This window comes from Streptomyces sp. SID11385 (assembly GCF_010548245.1).
Classification (GTDB): Bacteria; Actinomycetota; Actinomycetes; order Streptomycetales; family Streptomycetaceae; genus Streptomyces.
The window spans coordinates 1-229 of sequence record NZ_JAAGLR010000812.1 but is presented as its reverse complement, the minus strand read 5'-3'; the positions used below and the strand labels follow the sequence as shown (position 1 = coordinate 229).

Here is a 229-nt window from a genome sequence, read left to right as displayed (position 1 = left end):
AGCTCGGCCGGTTCACTGGGCGCCGGGGCGCACCAGCCCGCTCTCGTAGGCGTACACCGCCGCCTGCACCCGGTCACGCAGTCCGAGCTTCGTCAGCACATGGCCCACATGCGTCTTCACCGTCGTCTCACTGACGAAGAGGTCGGCGGCGATCTCGGCATTCGACAGGCCGCGTGCCACCAGCTTCAGGACCTCCACCTCGCGGTCCGTCAGCGTGTTGAGCGTGTCC

General features: G+C 68.1%; 1 protein-coding gene. It reads right to left on the bottom strand.

The window, feature by feature from the left end:
* Positions 1–12: 12 nt before the first annotated feature.
* Positions 13–229, bottom strand: a 217-nt coding sequence (locus G3I42_RS24645; protein WP_164289395.1) for a response regulator transcription factor, incomplete at its 5' end; no start/stop codon positions are given.